At 59.2% G+C, this 16,130-nt stretch carries 14 protein-coding genes; 7 read left to right on the top strand and 7 right to left on the bottom strand.

Annotated features, from left to right (window positions below; translation table 11 throughout):
* Window positions 1–9: 9 nt before the first annotated feature.
* Window positions 10–1,425: an acetyl-CoA carboxylase biotin carboxylase subunit gene (locus tag JTJ32_RS24410; RefSeq protein WP_099231194.1), complete on the bottom strand. Its 1,416-nt coding sequence runs from the start codon at window positions 1,423–1,425 to the stop codon at window positions 10–12.
* 179 nt (window positions 1,426–1,604) lie between these two features.
* On the opposite strand from JTJ32_RS24410, the gene JTJ32_RS24405 reads away from it, so the two are divergent.
* Entirely contained in the window at window positions 1,605–2,555 is a 951-nt protein-coding gene (locus JTJ32_RS24405; RefSeq protein WP_236059436.1) for a LysR family transcriptional regulator, read from the top strand.
* Here JTJ32_RS24405 and JTJ32_RS24400 read toward each other — a convergent pair.
* A complete protein-coding gene (locus tag JTJ32_RS24400; protein WP_099231190.1) occupies window positions 2,509–2,730 on the bottom strand; it encodes a PA3496 family putative envelope integrity protein in 222 nt (73 codons plus the stop codon). The two genes, JTJ32_RS24405 and JTJ32_RS24400, sit on opposite strands and share 47 nt — an antisense overlap.
* 220 nt (window positions 2,731–2,950) lie before the next feature.
* On the opposite strand from JTJ32_RS24400, the gene JTJ32_RS24395 reads away from it, so the two are divergent.
* Window positions 2,951–3,262, top strand: coding sequence for a hypothetical protein (locus JTJ32_RS24395; protein ID WP_099231188.1), 312 nt, complete (start codon window positions 2,951–2,953; stop codon window positions 3,260–3,262).
* Window positions 3,263–3,358: 96 nt separating this feature from the next.
* Here the strand turns inward: JTJ32_RS24395 and hexR are convergent, their stop codons facing one another.
* Both hexR and JTJ32_RS24385 read right to left on the bottom strand, forming a co-directional pair.
* Complete coding sequence (gene hexR, locus JTJ32_RS24390; RefSeq protein ID WP_004881672.1) at window positions 3,359–4,225, bottom strand: transcriptional regulator HexR; 867 nt, start codon at window positions 4,223–4,225, stop codon at window positions 3,359–3,361.
* A gap of 184 nt (window positions 4,226–4,409) precedes the next feature.
* Window positions 4,410–6,902, bottom strand: coding sequence for a putative bifunctional diguanylate cyclase/phosphodiesterase (locus JTJ32_RS24385; RefSeq protein WP_099231291.1), 2,493 nt, complete (start codon window positions 6,900–6,902; stop codon window positions 4,410–4,412).
* A gap of 288 nt (window positions 6,903–7,190) precedes the next feature.
* Between JTJ32_RS24385 and uvrD the strand changes: the two genes are divergently transcribed.
* From uvrD to JTJ32_RS24370, 3 genes are all read left to right on the top strand, one after another.
* Window positions 7,191–9,374, top strand: a complete 2,184-nt coding sequence (uvrD, locus tag JTJ32_RS24380; protein ID WP_210043585.1) for a DNA helicase II — start codon at window positions 7,191–7,193, stop codon at window positions 9,372–9,374.
* Between the two features lie 300 nt (window positions 9,375–9,674).
* Entirely contained in the window at window positions 9,675–10,517 is an 843-nt protein-coding gene (locus JTJ32_RS24375; protein ID WP_210043583.1) for a Tim44 domain-containing protein, read from the top strand.
* A gap of 130 nt (window positions 10,518–10,647) precedes the next feature.
* On the top strand, window positions 10,648–11,055 hold the full coding sequence (locus tag JTJ32_RS24370) for an SMI1/KNR4 family protein (RefSeq protein WP_099231180.1): 408 nt from the start codon (window positions 10,648–10,650) through the stop codon (window positions 11,053–11,055).
* A gap of 39 nt (window positions 11,056–11,094) precedes the next feature.
* Here JTJ32_RS24370 and JTJ32_RS24365 read toward each other — a convergent pair whose 3' ends face one another.
* The gene (locus JTJ32_RS24365) at window positions 11,095–12,861 is read right to left on the bottom strand and encodes a cation:proton antiporter (RefSeq protein ID WP_210043581.1); all 1,767 of its coding nucleotides are present in this window, start codon (window positions 12,859–12,861) and stop codon (window positions 11,095–11,097) included.
* Window positions 12,862–13,161: 300 nt separating this feature from the next.
* Here JTJ32_RS24365 and JTJ32_RS24360 point away from each other — a divergent pair, with 300 nt between their 5' ends.
* On the top strand, window positions 13,162–13,647 hold the full coding sequence (locus JTJ32_RS24360; RefSeq protein ID WP_099231176.1) for an acyl-CoA thioesterase: 486 nt from the start codon (window positions 13,162–13,164) through the stop codon (window positions 13,645–13,647).
* A gap of 46 nt (window positions 13,648–13,693) precedes the next feature.
* On the opposite strand, the gene pdxY is transcribed toward JTJ32_RS24360, so the two are convergent.
* Complete coding sequence (pdxY, locus tag JTJ32_RS24355) at window positions 13,694–14,560, bottom strand: pyridoxal kinase PdxY (protein WP_099231174.1); 867 nt, start codon at window positions 14,558–14,560, stop codon at window positions 13,694–13,696.
* Window positions 14,561–14,674: 114 nt separating this feature from the next.
* Between pdxY and JTJ32_RS24350 the strand changes: the two genes are divergently transcribed.
* Window positions 14,675–15,067 carry a DUF3301 domain-containing protein gene (locus JTJ32_RS24350; protein ID WP_004881684.1) on the top strand — a complete coding sequence of 131 codons (393 nt, stop codon included), beginning with the start codon at window positions 14,675–14,677 and terminating at the stop codon, window positions 15,065–15,067.
* 40 nt (window positions 15,068–15,107) lie between these two features.
* On the opposite strand, the gene JTJ32_RS24345 is transcribed toward JTJ32_RS24350, so the two are convergent.
* Window positions 15,108–16,088, bottom strand: a complete 981-nt coding sequence (locus tag JTJ32_RS24345; protein WP_210043579.1) for a CobW family GTP-binding protein — start codon at window positions 16,086–16,088, stop codon at window positions 15,108–15,110.
* Between the last annotated feature and the right edge of the window lie 42 nt (window positions 16,089–16,130).

Genomic DNA, 16,130 nt, shown 5'->3' with positions numbered 1-16,130 from the left:
CAGTATTCCTTACAGGCCTGCGTGGGCGGCAATGGCGGCGGCGATGGCCAGAGCCAGCTCTTCGGGTTTGCGCTTGATCGAGTAGTTGGTCAGTTCAGGGTGGCTTTCGACGAAGCTGGTGTTGAACTCACCACTGCGGAATTCCGGGTTGCGCAGAATTTCCTGGTAGTACGCGGCGGTGGTCTTCACCCCTTGCAGACGCATGTCGTCCAGGGCACGAAGGCCGCGGTCCATCGCTTCTTCCCAGGTCAGCGCCCAGACGATCAGCTTCAGGCACATCGAGTCGTAGAACGGCGGGATGGTGTAGCCGGTGTAGATCGCCGTGTCGGTGCGTACACCGGGGCCACCGGGTGCGTAATAGCGGGTGATCTTGCCGAAACTGGGCAGAAAGTTGTTTTTCGGGTCTTCGGCGTTGATCCGAAACTGCAACGCGAAACCACGATGGATGATGTCTTCCTGTTTGACCGACAGCGGCTGGCCGGACGCGATACGAATCTGCTCACGAACGATATCGATCCCGGTGATTTCTTCGGTGATGGTGTGCTCCACCTGAACCCGGGTATTCATTTCCATGAAGTACACCTCACCATCGGCGAGCAGGAACTCCACGGTGCCAGCGTTCTCGTAGCCCACCGCCTTGGCCGCGCGCACTGACAGATCGCCGATGTAGGCGCGCTGTTCCGGAGTCAGTTGCGGACTGGGGGCGATTTCGATGAGCTTCTGATTGCGGCGCTGGATCGAGCAGTCGCGCTCGAACAGATGCACGACGTTGCCGAAACTGTCGCCCAGAATCTGCGCTTCGATGTGCTTGGGGTTGACGATGCACTTTTCCAGAAACACTTCGGCCGAACCAAAGGCTTTGGTCGCTTCCGAGATCACTCGGGGAAACGCCTGCTCCAGTTCTTCGCGGCTGTTGCAGCGACGGATACCGCGTCCACCACCACCGGAAGTGGCTTTGAGCATCACCGGATAGCCGATGCGATCTCCTTCGATCAGCGCTTCCTGAATGTCGGCGACGTTGCCTTCGGTACCCGGTGTGACCGGCACCCCGGCCTTGATCATGCTGCGGCGCGCTTCAGTCTTGTCACCCATACGGCGAATGACTTCAGCAGACGGACCAATGAACTTGATGCCACGTTCGGCGCAGATGTCTGCCAGTTCGGCATTTTCCGAGAGAAAACCATAACCGGGATGCAGCGCATCACAACCGGTTTCCACGGCGAGATTGACCAGCTTGCGGGGGTTCAGGTAACCCGCCAGCGGTTCGGCACCAATGCTATAGGCTTCGTCAGCGCGTTTGACATGCAGGGCATGCCGGTCGGCGTCGGAAAAGATGGCCACCGAGCGAATGCCCATCTCGGCGCAGGCGCGCACGATGCGGACGGCAATCTCTCCACGGTTGGCGATCAATATTTTTGTTATCACTGGCGTTTCCTCGACCTTAAGGACCAACGTCCTGGCTACTTTTGTAACTGGGCATGTGACTGAATGCCGCAGGGACACCCTATGCCTGATCGACAATTAATAAAAATGAGTAAAAATTGGGTTAGCCATAAGTAAAAGCTTATAGTCATCATCCTGACCAGTGACGGGAATCGATAACCATGCGTAAGTCATTGATGCGTATGACGTTGCGTCAACTGCGTATTTTCAATGAGGTGTGCGACCTGCGCTCGTACAGCCGCGCGGCCGAGGAAATGGCACTGACTCAACCTGCGGTCAGCCTGCAGATTCGCCAGCTTGAAGAACTGATCGGGCAGCCGCTGTTCGAGTACGTCGGCAAAAAGCTGTATCTCACTGAAGCCGCCGAAGCGCTGCAGGCTGCCAGTAAAGATATTTTTGGCCGCCTGGAAAACCTCGATATGCAGCTCTCGGACATGCAGGGTTCGCTGCAGGGTCAGTTGAAGCTGGCCATCGAATCGAGCTGCAAGTATTTCGTCCCGCACCTGTTTGCCGCCTTCAAACGCCAGCACCCGGAAGTCAGTCTGAACCTGACCGTGGTGAATCGGGCGCTGGTGATCAGAAGACTGTCGGACAACCGCGATGATCTGGTGATCATGTCAATGGTGCCGCAGGACATGGGGCTGGAGTTTCTGCCGTTCCTCAACAATCCCATCGTTGCTGTGGCACCACCGGATCATCCGCTTTGCAGTCACGCCTCCCTGAACCTGCGGGATCTGGAGCCCTGGCCGTTGCTGACCCGAGAGCCAGGATCGGGCACACGCCGGGCCTGCGAGGAATATTTCAAGGAGAAACGCGTGCATTTCACGCAGACATCGGAAGTGTCTTCAAGCGAAGCCCAGCGCGAATGCGTAGTGGCCGGGTTGGGACTGGCGATGCTGACACGTCATGCGGTGTGTCATGAACTCGCCACTGGCGCGCTCGTGGAGCTGCCCGTGGCGGAGTTGCCGCTGTACAGAAGCTGGTGCGTGGCTCAGGCCAGAGACAAACGACTGTCTCCGGTGGCGCACGCTTTTCTGGCGTTCATTCGCAGTGAACGCGCGCAGATCAGCCAGCTTGTCGAACGCTTCGACGGCCGTCCTCGGACGGCGTGAGGGTCTGCCAGACCGGGCCGGTCACGCCGTCCAGGTAGTCACACAGATCCTGATTGAGCTGGCGTGCCTCACAGTAGCTCTCGATAGCGCGACGAAATTCCATGCGACGCTGATCTTCCTGCTGACGGCGGGTTTTCACGGTGCTGTTGGGTAAATCGTCGTAGTGCCGAGCCATGTCCTGTCTCCCAATACGTTGTGTGGAAATGCATCTTTGCACCTCGTGGTTACGAAGGCGCGGCGAAAACATGACAAGGCAGTTACATTTTCCAGGGGTATGGGTCGAAAACATATACATATGTATTCCGATTCGGGAGACAGACAAGCAGATACTAGCCCTGCAGGACGCAAATCACTGGCAACCGGCCAGTGAAAGCATCCATGGAAAGGAGCTGAAAATGACTACCGACAACAAAGAATGGCGCGCCCGTGACGACAGGATGCCCGGCGTAAATACCTTTACGGTAACCGGCATCGTATCCACCCGTGCCAGCAACGATATTCCCCAGCTGACCCTCAGTAGCAAGCCAAGTACCAAGGGCCAATTGAATCTGGATCTGACCTATAGCAATGAAGGCATCGGCCTGCAGGTTATAGGCGAAGCGCGAGTTACCTACACCCAGCCAAGCGATGCAACCATCACCGCAGTAAAGATTTATCAGAACGATCAGTTGCTGGCTTGCATTGACAGCGTAGAAGTGACGCATTGATCAACGCGCAACAGACTCGTGCTTGACGACGCCCGCCAGTGACTTCAAGGTCTCTGGCGGCGTTTTCATGATGTTTTGATGCTGACTGCGACGCTGTCAGTCTTCGTGAGGCTTGATCGATTTCGGTGACAGACGCAGGCTGCGCAAGCTGCGTTTGACGCTTTTGAGGTGGTTGACCAGGCTCGGCCCACGCGCCATGGCCACGCCCATCGCCAGCACATCGATGACCACCAGATGTGCGATGCGCGAGGTCAGCGGCGTATAGATCTCGGTGTCTTCGTGGACGTCGATGGCCAGATTGACCGAAGACAGCTCGGCCAGTGGCGTCTGGCTCGGACACAGGGTAATCAGGGTCGCGCCGCTCTCACGCACCATGTTGGCGGTGATCAGCAGATCCTTGGAGCGGCCGGACTGGGAAATACACACCGCAACGTCTGTCGGCTTGAGCGTCGCGGCTGACATGGCCTGCATGTGCGGGTCGGAGTAAGCCGCCGCCGTCAAAAGCAACCGGAAGAACTTGTGCTGCGCATCGGCCGCCACGGCACCGGACGCACCGAAGCCATAGAACTCGACACGATTGGCACCGGCCATGGCCGTAACCGCCAGTTGTAGCGCATGGGGATCGAGGTTCTCCCGCACTTCCATCAGGGTGTGCAGGGTGGTGTCGAAAATCTTCAGGCTGTAGTCGGCGACCGAATCGTCTTCATGAATCGCGAACTGCCCGAAACTGGCACCTGCCGCCAGGCTCTGGGCCAGCTTGAGCTTGAGGTCCTGAAACCCGGTACAACCGATGGCGCGACAGAAGCGAACGATGGTTGGCTCGCTGATGCCCACGCTGTGGGCAAGATCAGCCATGGAACTGTGCATCACAGCGGCAGGGTCGAGCAGCACATGGTCGGCTACCTTGAGCTCCGATTTGCGCAGCAGGTGACGTGACTGGGCGATGTGTTGCAGCAGATTCAAAAGGCAGACTCGGTAATGAAGCGGTGGGCGGGTTGTAGCTTTCTTGTAGTTATACTACATGACCTGCGAGACGCCCAGTTAAACGAACGTGGAACGCCTTAACCGGAGTGAGGACGGGCAAATCGCTCTTTTTTGTGGGAATAATCCTACATTATGCCGAGTCCACTACAGCCACGGCGCTGTCTCAGCGCGACTGAATCAGCATCGCAGCCATGGCAGACGCCTCGATCGGCCGGCTGATCAGATAACCCTGTACCTCATCGCATCCATGCTCCCTGAGGAACTCCAGCTGACTCTGGTTTTCAACGCCCTCGGCGACCACCTTCAACCCCAGGCTGTGAGCCATGGAAATGATTGCCTGAATGATGGCGGCGTCTTCGGTGCCATCGCCCAACCCGCTGATGAATGCCCGGTCGATCTTCACGTAGTCCACCGGAAAGCGTCGCAGGTAACTCAATGAAGAGTAGCCGGTGCCGAAGTCATCGATGGCCAGCTTTACGCCCAGCTCACGCAACTGCTGAAAGGTCGCGATAATGTGTTCGACGCTGTCGAGCAACTGGCTTTCAGTCAGCTCCAGCTCCAGCCATTGCGGTTCCAGACCGGTTTCCTCAAGCACCTGCCGCACCAGACTCACCAGTTTCCCCTGACGCAATTGATGGACCGACAGGTTGACCGATACCCTGATCGGCGCCATGCCTTGACGCTGCCATTCGCAGGCCTGCCAGCATGCCTTGCGCAGCACGAATTCGCCGATGGCGCCGATCAGCCCGGTTTCCTCGGCAAGTCCGATGAACTCCCCCGGTGGCACCATGCCGCGCTGTGGGTGGTGCCATCGCACCAGGGCTTCGGCCGAGTCCAGACGTCCACTCCTCAGGCTCAGCTTGGGCTGATAAAAGACCAGCAGTTGATGATCTTCGATGGCCCTGCGCAACTGGATTTCCATTTGCAGGCGCTCCAGCGTGCTGGCCTGCAGGCTCTCGGTGAAGAACTGGAAATTGTTGCCGCCCAGGTGCTTGGCGTGCTGCATCGCCATGTTCGCCTGACTCACCAGTGCCGAGACCTCACGGGCCGATTCCGACAGTAGACTGATGCCCACCGATGCGCTGATCACCAGCTCGTGGCCAGCGACCGATAGCGGTACGCGCAATTTGCCCAGCAGGCGATTGGTTACACGGGCCAGGCTGGAGAGGTTCGAGTAACTGTCGAACAATACGCCGAACTCGTCGCCGGAGAGCCTCGCGACCGTGTCGGCTTCCGGCATCGCGTTGCTCAACCGACGTGCAATGTGCCTGAGCAATTGATCAGCGATTTCGTGACCCAGGCTTTCGTTGAGCAGCTTGAAACGGTCCAGATTGATATGCAGCAGTGCCAGACTTCGACCTCCCGACCGCACACGCTCGCGAGCTTCACGCAGGCGCTCGTTGAACAGCGAACGGTTGGCCAGCCCGGTCAGTTCATCGAAATGCGCCAGATAGCGCATGCGCTCTTCAGCGGCACGTCGCGAAGAAAGGTCGGAGAAAAAGCCGACAATGTGGCTCAATTTCCCTGCCTTATCGCGCACGACGTTCAACTGCAGCCATTGCGGATAAAGCTCACCGTTCTTGCGCGCTTCGACGAGTTCGCCCTGCCATTGACCGGTCTGCTCCAGTGATTGATGAATGGCCTGAAAGTGACGCCGCGCATCGCGGCTGCTGGCAATGTCCGTCACCCGGCGTCCGATCAAATCATCCGGCTGATAGCCACTCACCCGGCTGAACGCCTGATTCACCGTGAGGATGCAGTAGTCCGGATCGAAGATCACGATGCCTTCGCTGGCGGCGTCGAAAACGGTGGCGGCCAGGCGCGGCGGACTTTTGCTCAACGCCTGATTGGCTTCCTCCAGCTCAAGCGTACGCCGGGCCACACGATCCTCCAGCCCAATCTGCGCCTCTCTCAAACCGCGTTCGGCTTCGCGGCGCTGATCGATTTCATGGGCCAGCTCGGTGTTGAGTGCCTCACTGGTCGCCTGCGCCTGCTGCAGATGCTCGATCAAAGCCTGATTCTGGAAGCGACTCAGCAGGCTGCGCTCCAGCAGACGATTGACCTGCCACGCGACTACGCTCAGGGCAAACAACAGGATGAGTCCGAGCCAGCCCCAGCCACGAAACGGCACGTCCCCGCCCCAGAACAGGTACAGAATTGGAGGTAACAGGCAGGACAGGCTGAACACCAGAAACGCGGAAATGCTGACGGCGTAGGCGACGCTGGCGGACAGAATCGCAGCGCCGATCAGGCCGAACACCCAGGCCTGCTGTTCAAAGTTTTCCACCGGGACCAGCACCACTGCCGCAGCGGCCAGGGTCAGGCCACTGACACACGCGCCCATGAGAAACATCCTGCGCCAAACCGGTTGTGCCTGACGCTCTCTGGATGCCGACTCAAACGCGGCGACCTGAGTGATCCGAAGGCAGACAAGTGCAGACAGCCAGCCCAGCCAGATCCACACCAGCAAATAGCGTTCGGCGCCCCAGAGCAACCAGGCGCAGACCAGACCGTTCAGAAACATGAACAGCGTCGGCAGCAGTGAGCCCTGATAAAGAAGACGCGTGCGTTCGAGCGCCAGGGGCGCGGCGAACTGCCGGTAGAGGTCGCGGCGAGTGTTTTCAAGGGCCTCGCCCGCGCTGAAGCGGTATGTCATGGCGTCGTTCTTATCGTTGATCAGACCCCGCATGCGCCCGGTCAGGAGCGTTCAAACAGGGTCTTGGCCTTGAGCGTGTGCGGAGCATACACAAGGCCTCGGGCAGACCACACTGCCGGACTGAACAAAAGTATCAATATGCCACTCCTCTGATCGATCAAGCCCCGCTCAAGGCGCGGCGCGCAACGCTCGCGGCCCTGACCGACCGGTCGTCAGCGTCACCGGTTTTTTATTGCCTTACGCAAAGCATGGTTTGCCCACCATGACGCAGCACCCTAGAATGCGCCGATGCGCGATGATCTCTCTCTGCTTCTCAATTCCCTCAACGATGCCCAGCGTCAGGCCGTAGCCGCCTCCCTGGGTCGTCAGTTGGTCCTGGCCGGAGCTGGCTCTGGCAAAACCCGTGTGCTGGTGCATCGCATCGCCTGGCTGATGCAGGTCGAGCAAGCCTCCCCGCATTCAGTGCTATCGGTGACGTTCACCAACAAGGCCGCTGCCGAGATGCGTCATCGCATCGAGCAACTGATGGGCATCAGCCCGGCAGGCATGTGGGTCGGCACGTTCCACGGCCTGGCGCACCGCCTGTTGCGGGCGCACTGGCAGGAAGCCGGGCTGGTGCAGACCTTCCAGATCCTGGACAGCGACGACCAGCAGCGCGTGGTCAAGCGCGTGATCCGCGACCTGGGCCTGGACGAGCAACGCTGGCCGGCCCGTCAGGCACAGTGGTTCATCAATGGGCAGAAGGACGAAGGTCTGCGCCCACAGCACATCCAGGCCAGCGGCGATCTGTTCCTGACCACCATGCGCAGCATCTATGAAGCCTACGAAGCGGCCTGCCAGCGGGCGGGCGTGATCGACTTCTCGGAACTGCTGCTGCGTGCTCTGGACCTGTGGCGTGACAACCCTGGTCTGCTGGCGCACTACCAGCGTCGCTTCCGCCATGTGCTGGTGGACGAGTTCCAGGACACCAACGCCGTGCAGTACGCCTGGTTGCGTCTGCTGGCCCAGGGCGGCGACAGTCTGATGGTGGTCGGCGACGACGACCAGTCCATCTACGGCTGGCGCGGCGCGAAGATCGAGAACATTCACCAGTACTCGTCCGACTTCCCGGACACCGAGGTCATCCGTCTTGAGCAGAACTACCGCTCCACGGCGAGCATCCTCAAAGCGGCCAACGGCTTGATCGTCAACAACAGCGGTCGCCTGGGCAAAGAGCTGTGGACCGATGTCGGCGACGGCGAACTGATCAGCCTGTACGCCGCCTTCAACGAACACGACGAAGCGCGTTATGTGGTCGAGACCATCGAGAGCGTGCTCAAGACCGGTATCTCGCGTAACGATATCGCCATTCTGTACCGCTCCAACGCCCAGTCGCGGGTGCTGGAAGAAGCGCTGCTGCGCGAGCGCATTCCATACCGCATCTATGGTGGCCAGCGATTCTTCGAGCGTGCCGAGATCAAGAACGCCATGGCTTACCTGCGCTTGCTGGAAGGTCGCGGTAACGATGCAGCGCTTGAGCGGGTCATCAACGTCCCGGCTCGCGGCATCGGTGAAAAAACCGTCGAAGCGATCCGCGAACATGCCCGCCATTCCGACGTGTCGATGTGGGAAGCCATGCGCCTGCTGGTCGCCAACAAAGGCCTGACCGGCCGTGCGGCGACTGCGCTGGGCGGGTTCATCGAGCTGATCGAGAACCTGTCGGCCAAGGTCATGGACATGCCGCTGCACCTGATGACCCAGACCGTCATCGAACAGTCCGGGCTGATCACCTATCACGAGCAGGAAAAAGGCGAGAAAGGCCAGGCACGGGTAGAAAACCTTGAGGAACTGGTCAGCGCTGCACGTGCTTTCGAGAACACCGAAAGTGAAGAAGACCTGACCCCGCTGGCCGCCTTCCTCGGGCATGCGTCGCTGGAAGCCGGTGACACTCAGGCCCAGGAGCACGAAGAAAGCATCCAGTTGATGACGCTGCACAGCGCCAAGGGGCTGGAGTTTCCGCACGTGTTTCTGGTGGGCATGGAAGAAGGATTGTTCCCGCACAAGATGAGCCTGGAAGAGCCCGGCCGTCTTGAGGAGGAACGCCGTCTGGCTTATGTAGGCATTACCCGCGCGATGCAGCACTTGGTCATGACCTACGCCGAGACGCGTCGCCTGTACGGCAGCGAGACCTACAACAAGGTTTCGCGTTTCGTACGCGAAATCCCGCCCGCGCTGATTCAGGAAGTGCGCCTGTCCAACAGCGTCAGCCGGCCGTTCGGCGGCACGCAGAAGGTCAATAACAGCAGCCTGTTCACCGGCACCGACATCCCGGAAACCGAGTTCACCCTGGGCCAGCGTGTGCAGCATGCCGTATTCGGCGAAGGCGTGATCCTCAACTTCGAAGGCGCAGGCGCTCAGGCCCGTGTGCAGGTCAACTTCGCCGAAGGCAGCAAGTGGCTGATGATGGGCTACGCCAAGCTGGTGGCGTTGTAACCGCTTCTGCGGAAGTGTCGGGTTGAATGCACAGCGTGTGGGACGCGGCTTGCCGGCGATGCATTTTTTGAAGCGACCTGTCAGCGACTGAACGGACGCCATCGCCGGCAAGCTGCCTCCCACAGTCAGTTGGTTGCTGCAAGACGTGCGTATAACTGAACGCGCCGACGACCAAGCCCACAAGCCGCAGCGAAATGTCTTACGCTGTTTGTGTAAAAGTCCGAAACATTAACGCGCTGGTCATGCAGCCATGTGCTGTGCAACATGGCGCGCGTGCAATCACAAAACGGGAATACCCATATGCAACGTTTTCTTAGCTTCGCGATGGCGCTGTGCATCGGGCTCACTCTGAGCCTGGATGTGAACGCCGCGCGTTTCGGTGGTGGCAAGAGCATGGGCTCGGCCCCGACCCATCAGGCGCGCCAGACTGCGCCTTCCACGCCTGCCGCAGCCCCTAACGCTGCCGGACGCCCGACACCTGCCGCCAGCGGCGCATCCCGCTGGTTGGGCCCATTGGCCGGTATCGCTGCCGGTGGCCTGCTTGCAGCCATGTTCATGGGTGACGGCTTCCAGGGCCTTCAACTGTTCGACATTCTGATCGTGGGCCTCATCGCCTTCCTGATCTTCCGCTTCATTGCGCGCAGACGTCAGCAGCAACAGCCGAAGATGGCCGGTGCCGGTGCGCCTTATCAGCGTGAAGCCAGCCAGCCTGCGCAGAACCCGATTTTCGGCAGCAGCTCGGTCGCTTCCGCCGCACCGGTGATCAACGCGCCAGCCTGGTTCAACGAGGAACGCTTCCTTGAGGCCGCTCGCAGCCACTTCCAGTCGCTGCAGCAGCACTGGGACGCCAACGAAATGGACAAGATCGCAGAGTTCGTTACCCCGCAAATGCTGCAGTTCCTGAAAAAGGAACGTGCGGACCTGGGCGATGGCTTCCAGTCGACTTACATCGACAACCTCAACGTCCAGCTGGACGGTGTCGATGACCGCGCAGACAAGACGATCGCGACCCTGACATTCTCGGGTGTTTCCAAAACTTCGCGCTTTGATCAGGGCGAAGTGTTCAGCGAAAGCTGGAACATGGAACGGGCGCAAGGCGACAACCAGCCATGGCTGGTTGCGGGAATTCGCCAGAACGGTTGAACCAGATTCCGTTATTGCGTTCAGAACCCCGGACATGTCCGGGGTTTTTGTTTATCCGTTCGGATAGTTATTTTGAGAAAGGCTTTACGCTACTGTATAACCCGCGCCATCAAGTAAGAGGATCCGTGTCGTGGAAGAAGTCATCGAACAATTGCGTGAAGCGAATGAACCGGTTCCGGTTCCGCTCGAACTGCCCGATGAAGACCTGTTGGTCGAGATCGAAGAACAGCTGTTCATCAACATTCCATACGTTTTCAAGGAGTTTCTCCTGACGGTCAGCGACGTGGTGTATGGCAGCCTCGAGCCCGTCACGGTCACTGACCCGCAGTCGCACACCTACCTGCCGGATGTAGCCGCAACCGCCTGGGACGACGGTGTACCGCGCGAGCTGATTCCGATCTGCCAGGACGGCGACGACTACTACTGCGTCGAAGAAGACGGCACCGTGCTGTTGTGGTCCGCCGAAGAAGAACTGGTCACCGAAGAAAGCTGGGAATCGGTCTGGCACTGGGCGCGGGACGTCTGGCTGGAAAGCTGATACCCGCTGGCAGTGCCTGCCGAACGTGCGTCACCGGGCTCAGTGCCCGGATGACTCCTGATTGTTGTTACCCAATGTCTCTATCAACGCCAGTTGCATGCGCGTATGCACGCGAATGAACCAGCGCCACAGCAGTGCAGCGACAAGCGCCGCCACCAGCGTGATGACCAGCAACAGCTCGTTGGCTGGCAGAATACCGGCTGACAACGCAGCCAGCATGACGAAAATCAGCGCCAGCGAAAGCAGCGGAATAACCTCCGCCAGGATCTTGCGCACCCGCACGGTATGACGCCCCGCCATCTCCGGTTTGACGCCCATTTCTGCCAGAAGCATCGACAGCGCCTTGAGCTTGCGATATGCCGCGATCAGAAACGGCAGCGACAACAGCAACGCAGCACCACAGATCAATGCCTTCTGATAGCTGATATCCGCTACCCATTCGCTCATGTAACCGCCAATGCGCTCGGCGAAATATCCGCCACTGAAGAAGATCGCCATCACCAGCGCCAGATTGACGCCGACCTGCAGCAGAATGCGACGGATCATCTGCGCCAGCACCGCCCCTTCCCCTTGTGGCTGAATACTGCGCAGCCATTCACCGTACATATTGAACACCCGCGCAACGCGCCCGGGCACCATCGTGGCGAGCCTGTTCGACAGCGGATCGGCACCACGAATCAGGTAAGGCGTCAGCAGGGTCGTGATGGCCGACACCGCGACCGCCACTGGATACAGGAAATCACTGGTCACCTGCAGCGTCATGCCCAATGCCGCGATAATGAAGGAAAACTCGCCAATCTGTGACAGCCCCATGCCTACACGCAGGGAGGTTCGGCCATCGTTGCCCGCGAGAAACGCGCCCAGCCCACAGGACAGCATCTTACCCAACACCACCGCAACGGTAATCACGGCGATGGGCCAGGCGTAATCGAGCAGGATTTTCGGGTCGATCATCAGCCCGATGGCCACAAAGAAAATCGCACTGAACATGTCCCGTATCGGCTCGATCAGGCGCTCGATCTTTATCAGTTCCCTGGACTCAGCCATGATGGCGCCGATCAGAAAGGCGCCCAACACCATGCTGTACTCCAGCTTGACGACCAGCAGGCAGAAACCGAAGCACAGCCCCAACACCGTCACCAGCAGCATTTCGTTGCTTTCGAATCTGGCCACGTAGGCCAGCACGCGCGGCACCAGCAAAATGCCGATCACCAGCGCGACGATCATGAACAGTGACAGCTTGCCGACGGTCGAGAACACCTCGCCAGAGCTGACCGATCCGCTGACCGCAATGCCGGACAACAACGCGATGATGCCGATCCCGAGGATGTCTTCGACGATCAGCACCCCGAAGATCAACTGAGCAAAGCGCTCGTTCTTCATCTTCAGGTCGTTAAGCGCCTTGACGATGATGGTGGTCGAGGAGATTGCCAGAATCGCGCCCAGGAACAGCGAATCCATGGTTTTCCAGCCAAAGAACTGGCCAATCTCGTAGCCGATCCAGATCATCAGGGCGATTTCAAGGAACGCTGCAATGAATGCCGTGGCGCCGACCTTGAACAGCTTGCGCAAACTGAACTCAAGGCCCAGACAGAACATCAGGAAGATCACCCCCAGCTCGGCGAGGGTCTTGATGGTGTCTTCGTCATGAATCAGGCTGAACGGGGGTGTGTGCGGGCCGATGATGAAGCCTGCGACGATATACCCCAGCACGACGGGTTGCCGGAGCCGATGGAACAGAATGGTCACCACGCCCGCCACCAGCATGATCACTGCCAGGTCCTGAATGAAATTGATGGCATGCATTGGGGTGTGGCTCCTTTGGGTGATGAGTTCCTTGATCGGTAGTGACGTAATGGTCGCGTCGCCTGCCGAAATTTCGTCATCCAAATCTGACGCAAACGTAGGAAAAAACCCGATCCACGGGTTTTTGAAGGTTAACACTGCACTCTTCGACAAAAAGCCGGTGCAATATATAGAAACAGATGGAGTGACGCGTGACGGGCAGTGAATGGCCAGCGTCCCGATACTGTGCAGCCTGAGTGACTGCAACACCTCGAGCGCCAGCATAGGCGTCCTTGAACACCTTGACCGTGTGAGCACGCTATGGAACCCGGAAACGCCCAGCTGTCGATGACTGTATTGATGACCCCGGACATGGCCAACTTCTCTGGCAACGTGCACGGCGGTACGTTACTCAAGTACCTGGATGAAGTGGCTTATGCGTGCGCAAGCCGTTATGCCGGTCGCTACGTGGTCACGTTGTCCGTGGACCAGGTGATCTTCCGTGAGCCGGTGCATGTCGGCGAACTGGTGACCTTCCTGGCATCGGTAAACTACACCGGCAACACCTCGATGGAGGTCGGCATCAAAGTGGTGACCGAAAACATCCGCGAGCGCTCGGTACGCCACTCCAACAGTTGCTTCTTCACCATGGTAGCGGTTGATGACAATCGCAAACCGGCCAGCGTCCCGCCATTGGAACCGGCAACCCCTGAAGCCAAGCGACGTTATATCCAGGCGCAGCAACGCCGCCAGATCCGTCAGGAGCTGGAAAAGCGTTACCAGGAAATCAAGGAAGAAGCGCTTTGAAGAACGGGCTCAGGCAAGGAAGCCTGAGCGGCAGTCTTGTCGGCCATTACAGCCTGACGGCTTCGAAACGCACCCGCGGATGGGCGATACGGTCCTGAGCACGGACCAGTTCCAGTTCGTAACTTGCGCACGCCTGGGTTTCCAGCAGCACTTCGTGCACCGCAGACGCGGTGAATTCGAACGCCGCCACCAGATCATCGCCCAGCAGTATGCGCGACAGGAACAGGCCCGAGGTCAGGTCGCCCACACCCACCGGCTGGCGCGGAAACGCCAGCAATGGACGTCGCAAGTGCCAGCTGGCGTCGGCGGTCACCAGCAGCATTTCAAAACCGTCCGCTGCCTTGCCGGGGTAGTCCAGATGCTTGACCACCACGGCTTTCGGGCCGCGTGCCAGCAGCGCTTTGGCCATCCCCAGGCAATCGAGCAGTGACTCAGGCTTGCGTCCCGAGAAGCTGTCCAGTTCAAGCTGGTTGGGGCACAGGAAGTCGGCCATGGCGGCGGCTTCTTCCAGTAGAAAATCGCTGACTTCAGCCGGGACGATGCACCCCTTCTCGGGATGACCCATCACCGGATCGCACAGATAAAGCGCCTTGGGATTGGCCGCCTTGATGCGTGCGACGCCGGTCAGGATGGCACGTCCTTGCGCGGCACTGCCCAGATAGCCGGAAAGCACGGCATCGCAGTTGCCCAGCTCGCCGATCGCGGCAATGCCATCGATCAGGGCCGGAATCTGCTGCGGGGCCAGCACTTCGCCGGTCCACTGCTTGTATTGCGTGTGATTGGAGAACTGAACCGTGTTGAGCGGCCAGACATTGACCCCGATACGTTGCATCGGAAACACCGCCGCACTATTGCCTGCGTGGCCGAAGACCACATGGGACTGGATAGCGAGCAAGTGGGGTGTACGTTTCATGGGGATATCCTGAACACGATGCAAATGCAGTAATGAGAAATATAAGTCGCACAGTATGGCTGTAAATCACTCAGGACAGTTAAGCTGGTGGCTCCTTTGCTGGAGCACTCCGTCATGCTGACCCTGGGAAACATTTTCGTGCTGATGCTGTTCGCAAGCGCTGCGGCCTGGTGGTGGCACGCCCATGGTCTGCGCGAGAAAGCGCTGGAGCGCGTCAAACAACACTGCGCCCGCCTTGAGCTCGAATTGCTGGACGGCAACGTCGCGCTGCGCCGCCTCACTTTTGCACGCGATGCCCAGGGCCACAAGCGGCTGGCCAGGGTATACGGCTTCGAATTCACCGTCACCGGTGAACAGCGCCACCCTGGCACCATCACCATGTTCGGCGCACACACCGCTCAGATCGAACTGGCCCCCTACCCGTTCGAAATCAAGACGCCGCCACCCAGCGCCGAAATCATCCAGATGAGTGAGTGGCGTCAATCGCATCAGAAGTGGAAGCAGTAGGCGCTGTTTTGGGGCTTGTCAGTTGTAAGACCGCGCCCCATCACGTGCCTGCCAACAGGCACTCGGCCATTTGCTTCTGCAACACGTCTGCATCCTGAGGCGCCGAAAAGATCAGTTCCAGCCGCGAGTCCTGTCGCCACTCACTGAGCTGCCAGGCCAGCCGCCCACCGTGCGCAACATTGCCTGAATACCAGCCGCCTGCGCTGTGGATAACCATTTTCGCGCGCTGCCAGTTCAGGCTTTCAAGCCAGAGCAGCACGCGCTGAAGATCGAATTGCTGTGACGGATGCCAACGCCAGCCGATACTCCATCCATCCCCGCCTGGGTGGCTGAGGCAGACAGGCACGCGGGGATCGGCCCAGACGGCCGGTAACTGGCCAATACTGCGAGGTACGGTCAGGTTATCCACAACGCTTTTATCCACAGACGTAGACGTTCGATAACCGGGTAATCGAGCGAGAGGCAGTTCGCCAAAGCGCGACCACAGCAGAGAATGTCCCGCAAGCTCATCAGCCAGCGCCTTACGAGACGTTTCTTCCAGGTGTTCGGATTTGTTCATCACCAGCAATCCTGCCATGGCCAACGCTTCCTGCTGGGTCGCTGCCAACGGCTGCCCATCGCGCATCGCGGCCGCATCCAGCACCATCACACTGGGCTGCACGTCGAGCACGCCGAGCCATGGTGCTTCGCGCAACTGCGCCATGAGTTGCGCAGGATGCCCCAGCCCCGACGGCTCGATCAGCAGCCGATCAGGCCTGGCCTTGCGCAGCAGGCGACCCAGCCCGATTTGAAACGGCACACCGTTTACACAGCACAGGCAGCCGCCAGCCACTTCGCCAAGTGCGATACCATCCTCGGCCGTGGTCAACAGTGCAGCGTCCAGACCGATCTGCCCGAACTCGTTGATCAACACCGCCCATCGCTCGCTGGATGGCTTTTGTGCCAGCAACTGTCTGATCAGGCTGGTCTTGCCGGCACCTAGCGGGCCACCGATGACGTGAGTCGGAATGTTCTGCAGCATTAAAATGACTTCTACGCGTGCGTTCGTGATTGAAGAGCAAGG

Source organism: Pseudomonas alliivorans, from assembly GCF_017826695.1.
Lineage (GTDB): Bacteria > Pseudomonadota > Gammaproteobacteria > Pseudomonadales > Pseudomonadaceae > Aquipseudomonas > Aquipseudomonas alliivorans.
The sequence above is the reverse complement of the archived record's forward strand: the minus strand, read 5'-3'. Positions and strand labels throughout refer to the sequence as shown.